This is a genomic window from Moritella sp., from assembly GCF_033791185.1.
Classification (GTDB): domain Bacteria; phylum Pseudomonadota; class Gammaproteobacteria; order Enterobacterales; family Moritellaceae; genus Moritella.
Window position 1 is genome coordinate 1 of record NZ_JASJHF010000078.1, and the last position, 6,779, is coordinate 6,779.

Consider the following 6,779-nt stretch of genomic DNA (forward strand, 5'->3'; position numbering starts at 1 on the left):
ATTGCGTGCTGAGTATCAAATTCATGAAGCGCAATTATTCAGTTATCGTGACCAAGCCAATCGCGATGCCGTGATCGTAAAAGACATGCGTGGTGAGGAAGTTCGTATACCATTATCAAATGTGCTGGAAGTGACTTACCCAAATGATATGGGCATTGTCAGCAAGGTTACCCATTGGTTTGCTAACATGGGGAGTTTCGTATCAAGTGACCCACGTGAAGCAAATACCGAGGGTGGGGTATTTCCAGCTATTTTTGGTACTATCTTCATGGTGATGTTGATGGCCGTGATTGTTACGCCTTTAGGTGTAGTTGCGGCGATTTACTTACATGAATATGCACCTAAAAATGGTTTAACGAAAATGATCCGCATTGCGGTGATTAACCTCGCAGGTGTGCCATCAATCGTATACGGTGTATTTGGTCTTGGGTTCTTTGTTTATATGTTAGGTGGTTCGATTGACGAACTCTTCTATCCTGAATCATCCCCCTCACCGGTATTTGGTTCGCCAGGTGTATTATGGTCGGCATTAACACTGGCTATTTTAACGCTACCGGTTGTGATTGTATCAACGGAAGAAGGCTTATCACGTATTCCTACATCACTACGTCAAGGTTCGTTAGCACTGGGTGCAACCAAGTTTGAAACGTTATGGCGTATTATTGTGCCAATGGCAAGTCCGGCTATTATGACCGGTTTGATTCTCGCTGTTGCTCGTGCTGCGGGTGAAGTCGCCCCTTTGATGCTGGTGGGTGTGGTTAAACTCGCGCCGACATTACCGGTTGATATGAACTTCCCGTATGTTCATGTGGAACGTAAGTTCATGCACTTAGGTTTTCATATTTATGATGTTGGTTTTCAGAGTCCAAATGTAGAAGCTGCACGACCACTCGTTTATGCCACGTCATTTTTGTTAGTGACGGTTATTATCGGACTAAACTTAACGGCAATTGGTGTGCGTAACCATTTACGCGAAAAATTCAAAAATTTAGAACTATAGACCGCTAACCGTCACGTTAGGTTATAGACATCGAAAATGGAAAGCAGCTGCTTAAGTAGCTGCTTCAATAGGAAAGAAAATGATTGATATGAGTTCAAATATTACTGATGCAGCAAGCCTAGATGTTAATAACTTATCAGCAGCAGATACGGCATTAGAAATTAAAAATTTAGACTTATTTTATGGCGACAAACAGGCATTGTTTGATGTCAGTATGAAAATACCGAAAAAACAAGTCACCGCTTTCATTGGTCCGTCTGGTTGTGGTAAATCGACGTTACTGCGTTGTATTAACCGCATGAATGACTTAGTTGATATCTGTCATATCAAAGGCGACATTAATTTACACGATAAAAATATTTATGACCGTGATGTTGATGTCGCAACGCTACGTCGTAACGTCGGTATGGTGTTCCAGCGTCCGAATCCATTTCCTAAGTCGATTTATGAAAATGTGATTTATGGTTTACGTTTACAAGGTATCAATGACAAACGTCGTCTAGATGAAGCGGTTGAGTCATCATTACGTGGTGCTGCTATTTGGGATGAAGTCAAAGACCGTTTACACGAGAATGCGTTTGGTTTATCAGGTGGCCAGCAACAACGTCTGGTTATTGCCCGTGCCATTGCGATTGAACCAGAGATCTTATTACTGGATGAACCGACATCGGCCCTAGATCCTATCTCGACATTGGTTATTGAAGAATTAATCACAGAGCTGAAGAAAAAATTCACGGTTGTGATTGTAACGCATAACATGCAACAAGCCGCGCGTGTATCAGACCATACTGCATTTATGTATATGGGGAAGCTTGTTGAGTACGCAGACACAAATACGTTATTTACTACACCCGCTAAAAAGCAGACAGAAGATTATATTACGGGTAAATACGGTTAATTAAGATTGCTTTTTTTGATAAAGAATTAGCGTCAATACACGCAAAGGACAATAAATGGATAATTTAACATTAGGCCGTCATATTTCTGGTCAATTTAATGCAGAGTTAGAAAGCATTCGTAACCAAGTAATGGTAATGGGTGGTTTAGTTGAAGAACAATTAAATTCAGCCATCGAAGTATTATCGTCACAAGATATCGATGCTGCAAATAAGATCATCGATACAGATAAAAGCGTCAACTCTATGGAAGTGGCGATTGATGAATCTTGCACGCGTATTATTGCCAAGCGTCAACCAGCGGCAAGTGATTTACGCTTGATTATGGCAATTATTAAAACCATTACTGATTTAGAACGTATTGGTGATGTTGCAGAGCGTATTGCGCGTACGGTTATTGAAAATCGTAATAAAAAATCACCACCGCTAGTGAGCATGGAGAACCTTGGTCGCCATACCGTTAAAATGTTGCATGATGTACTCGATGCATTTGCACGTATGGATGTGGATGCTGCATTTAAAGTGTATCAAGAAGATGCCAAAGTTGACCGTGAATACGAAAGTATTATCCGTGAATTGATGACGTATATGATGGAAGACCCACGTTCAATCCCACAAGTGCTCAATGTTCTGTGGTGTGCGCGTGCACTCGAGCGTGTTGGCGATCGTTGCCAGAACATCTCTGAATACATCGTTTACTTTGTTAAAGGTAAAGATGTTCGTCATATTAATCACGACGAAATAAAAGACTTACTAGATAAGTAATACTTTCAGTACGTCTTTGAATTAGTGCTTATTAGCCTTGGTTATCAATTGATAGTCAAGGCTTTTTTGCTCTACACTGAGCTATTTATTTGGCCTGACTAACACTTTAGAGTTAGCCTTGTTTACAGGTCAGACCAGTATGCGACTATAGCCAAGTTACTTAACTGTTTATTACTCATTAGCTTGAGTTTGTGTTTAATTGATAAGGATAGAGTTATGCATTCAGTGTTGACGGCAACCGATGGCCGTGAGATAAAATTATTTGCTTGGTTACCTGAGCAGGAAGTACGTTATGTGATGGTATTAAGTCACGGTATGGCTGAACATATACAAAGATACGAAACCTTTGCATTCGCGTGTAATGCGGCCGGTATTGCAGTCTATGGCGCGAACCATAGGGGGCACGGTGAGGACGCGCAAGTATTAGGGCATTATGCCGATGACAACGGCTGGGAAAAAGTGATTAGCGATTTAGATCTTATCGTGAATGATGTGGCTAAACGGCATGCAGTCCCTTTGATATTACTTGGCCATAGCATGGGCTCATTTATTGCCCAGCAATATGCGATTTTATATGGCAGTAAGCTTAGTGGTTTAATACTTAGCGGTTCTAATTATCAAAATCCAATAATGTATAAGTTAGCAACTGTGGTCAGTAAAATTGAAAAAATGCGTATTGGTGCGCGATCGCCAAGTCGTTTTTTAGATTTTGTGTCTTTTGGTGCATTCAACAATAAATTTAAACCAGTAGGAACACCTTTTGATTGGTTAAGTCGAGATCCCGTGCAAGTCAATAAATACATCAATGACGACTATTGTGGTTTCCCGTGTAGCCCACAATTTTGGTTGGACTTTATGTCAGGTTTGATCGCGATCAGTCAAACATCAGCAATAGCTAAAATACCCAATCAATTACCTATCTATATTTTTAGCGGTGATAAAGATCCTGTCGGTTTACAAGGCAAAGGTGTATTAGCATTAGAGCAACATATTACTCACAATGGTTGTCATAACGTACAGCGTAAACTTTACCCCGATGGCCGTCATGAGATGCTTAATGAGTCGAATGCCAACGAGGTATTTAATGACGTAACGAGCTGGGTTACATCAACAGTAGTCTAATGAAACTGGGCCTATCAGCTTCATTTGAAAGTCTATTTCGCTTCAGTTTTATTTAATATTTACTAAAGCGAAATGTTTTAATTTGACACTGTGTCATTAATGTGAAATGTGTTGCATTTATTGCGAAGTTGTTGCAATGTGTAGGTATAGAGAGCAATTCGTACACATGTTTAAAACAATGGAACGTTATTCTTCCTGCGTTTAAATAGTGATGAATTGTAGCCAATACATATATTTCAACGGAGTGAAGCTATGACTGCCAATACCCAGTCTAATGAAACAGGTTCTCTGATTTTCCATGGGGAAATCAACCAAGAACAACAACAGATCCTAAACCCTGCAGCAGTTGCGTTGTTGACTGAGTTAGTCGAAAAGTTCGCTCCTCAAGTTGATGAGTTACTAAATCAACGCGTGAAAAAACAAGCACGTATGGATGCTGGTGAGCTTCCTGATTTTTTACCTGAAACAGCCCATATCCGTGAGGGTGACTGGAAAATTCAAGGTATCCCTGCCAAACTGCAAGACCGTCGCGTAGAAATTACAGGTCCAGTTGACCGTAAAATGGTGATCAACGCCCTCAACGCACGCGTTAAAGTATTTATGGCTGACTTTGAAGATTCATTCGCGCCAACATGGAGCGGTGTATTAGATGGTCAAGTTAACTTACGTGACGCAGTCAACGGTACCATTGAATATACCAACCCTGCTAACGGCAAACACTATAGCTTAGATGCAGATCCGGCGACGCTTATCTGTCGTGTACGTGGTCTGCACCTTCCAGAAAAACACATCACTTTTAACGGCAAAATTGTACCGGGCTGTCTGGTTGATTTTGCACTTTTCTTCTCGAATAATTACGAAGAACTGTTAGCGAAAGGCGCGGGTCCTTATTTCTACGTACCTAAATTACAAAGTCATCATGAATCTAAATGGTGGAGTGAAGTATTTAGCTATGCAGAAGACAAAGTAAACCTAGAACGCGGCACAATTAAAGCAACCTTACTGATTGAAACTATTCCTGCTGTATTTGAAATGGAAGAAATTCTGTATAGCATGAAAGAGCACATCGTTGCCCTTAACTGCGGTCGTTGGGATTATATCTTTAGTTATATTAAAACACTGCGTAAGCATGCTGACCGTGTACTACCTGATCGTCATTCAGTGACGATGGATAAAACTTTCCTTAGCGCTTACTCACGTTTATTAATTAAAACATGTCATAAACGTGGTGCCCTTGCTATGGGGGGGATGGCTGCATTCATTCCAGCTAAAACAGCGGAAGAGAACGATAAAGTATTAACTAAAGTAACCGCAGATAAGACCTTAGAAGCACAAAATGGTCACGATGGTACTTGGGTTGCTCACCCAGGTCTTGCTGATACTGCAATGGGTGTGATGAACGAATATATCGGTGCAGGCAATGCTAACCAAATTAATGTTTTACGTGAAGATGATGCACCAGTAACGGCAGCAGAACTACTACAACCGTGTGCAGGTGAACGTACTGAAACGGGGATGCGTTTAAACATCCGCATCGGTGTTCGTTACTTAGAAGCATGGATCTCGGGTAATGGTTGCGTGCCTATTTACGGCCTGATGGAAGATGCGGCAACAGCTGAAATCTCTCGCGCATCAATTTGGCAGTGGATCCAACACGGCAAAAAATTAAGCAACGGTAAAGTTGTGACCAAAGAATTGTTCTGCCAATTATTACAAGAAGAACTTGTGGTTATTCGCGATGAAGAAATTGGTGTCGAAGCTTACGAGAATAGCCGTTTTGCTGAAGCGTCAAAACTGTTTGAAGAGTTAACAACCAGTGATCACCTTGCTGAGTTCTTAACGCTTCCTGGTTATGATTTCTTAGATTAGAAATTTTTGGAATAGAGCGGGGTTAGTTTGTCCCGTTTTGTTCTTGTTGTCTCAAGTATTAAAATAATTATTAAGGGAATAAAAATGTCTATATACACAAATGATATCGATTCGGTTGCAACACTGAAAGCTGAACAAGGTTCTAAATGGGCTGCCATTAACCCAGAATATGCGGCGCGTATGCGTGCTCAAAACCGTTTCAAAACAGGAATTGAAATTGCGCAATACACCGCAGATATTATGCGCGCTGATATGGAAAACTACGATAATGATTCGTCATTGTACACGCAGTCTTTAGGTTGCTGGCATGGCTTTATCGGTCAACAAAAAATGATCTCTATTAAAAAGCATTTTGAAAACAACACTGACCGTCGTTATCTTTACCTTTCAGGTTGGATGGTTGCTGCATTACGCTCTGAGTTTGGTCCACTACCAGACCAATCAATGCATGAAAAAACATCTGTTGCCGCATTAATTGAAGAACTATACACCTTCCTTCGTCAAGCAGACGCACGTGAATTAGGTGGTTTATTCCGTGAACTAGACGCGGCAAGAGATGCGGGCGATTCAGCTAAAATCGCTGATACACAAAACCAGATAGATAATCACGTGACGCACGTTGTGCCAATCATTGCTGATATCGATGCCGGTTTTGGTAACGCAGAAGCAACTTACCTACTTGCTAAAAAAATGATTGAAGCCGGTGCATGTTGTATTCAAATCGAAAACCAAGTATCTGATGAAAAACAATGTGGTCACCAAGATGGTAAAGTAACCGTACCACATGAAGATTTCCTAGCTAAAATCAATGCTGTTCGTTATGCATTCCTAGAGCTTGGTATCGACAATGGTGTGATTGTGGCGCGTACAGACTCACTCGGCGCAGGTCTAACAAAACAAATTGCAGTGACGAATGAACCGGGTGATCTTGGTGACCAATATAACTCATTCCTTGATTGTGATGAGATCTCAGAAGCAGAGCTAGGCAATGGCGATGTTATTCTGAAGAAAGACGGTAAATTATTACGTCCTAAACGTCTACCAAGTAACTTATTCCAATTTAAGCAAGGAACGGGTGAAGCACGTTGTGTACTTGATTGCATTACATCGCTACAAGGCGGCGCTGA

The 6,779-nt window shown here is 41.1% G+C and carries 6 protein-coding genes; all 6 read left to right on the forward strand.

All coding sequences use genetic code 11. From position 1 onward, the window contains the following. On the forward strand, nt 1-1,000 hold a 1,000-nt coding region (gene pstA / locus QNK26_RS04770; RefSeq protein ID WP_319221162.1), incomplete at its 5' end, for a phosphate ABC transporter permease PstA. A gap of 79 nt (nt 1,001-1,079) precedes the next feature. Continuing rightward, complete coding sequence (gene pstB, locus QNK26_RS04775) at nt 1,080-1,898, forward strand: phosphate ABC transporter ATP-binding protein PstB (RefSeq protein ID WP_319221164.1); 819 nt, start codon at nt 1,080-1,082, stop codon at nt 1,896-1,898. Between the two features lie 55 nt (nt 1,899-1,953). Next, a complete protein-coding gene (phoU, locus tag QNK26_RS04780) occupies nt 1,954-2,661 on the forward strand; it encodes a phosphate signaling complex protein PhoU (protein ID WP_319221165.1) in 708 nt (235 codons plus the stop codon). A 216-nt stretch (nt 2,662-2,877) separates the two neighbouring features. After that, nucleotides 2,878-3,783 carry an alpha/beta hydrolase gene (locus QNK26_RS04785; RefSeq protein WP_319221166.1) on the forward strand — a complete coding sequence of 302 codons (906 nt, stop codon included), beginning with the start codon at nt 2,878-2,880 and terminating at the stop codon, nt 3,781-3,783. Nucleotides 3,784-4,035: 252 nt separating this feature from the next. Continuing rightward, the gene (gene aceB, locus QNK26_RS04790; RefSeq protein ID WP_319221168.1) at nt 4,036-5,652 is read left to right on the forward strand and encodes a malate synthase A; all 1,617 of its coding nucleotides are present in this window, start codon (nt 4,036-4,038) and stop codon (nt 5,650-5,652) included. A gap of 84 nt (nt 5,653-5,736) precedes the next feature. After that, a partial coding sequence (locus tag QNK26_RS04795) for an isocitrate lyase (protein ID WP_319221169.1) occupies nt 5,737-6,779 on the forward strand: 1,043 nt, incomplete at its 3' end.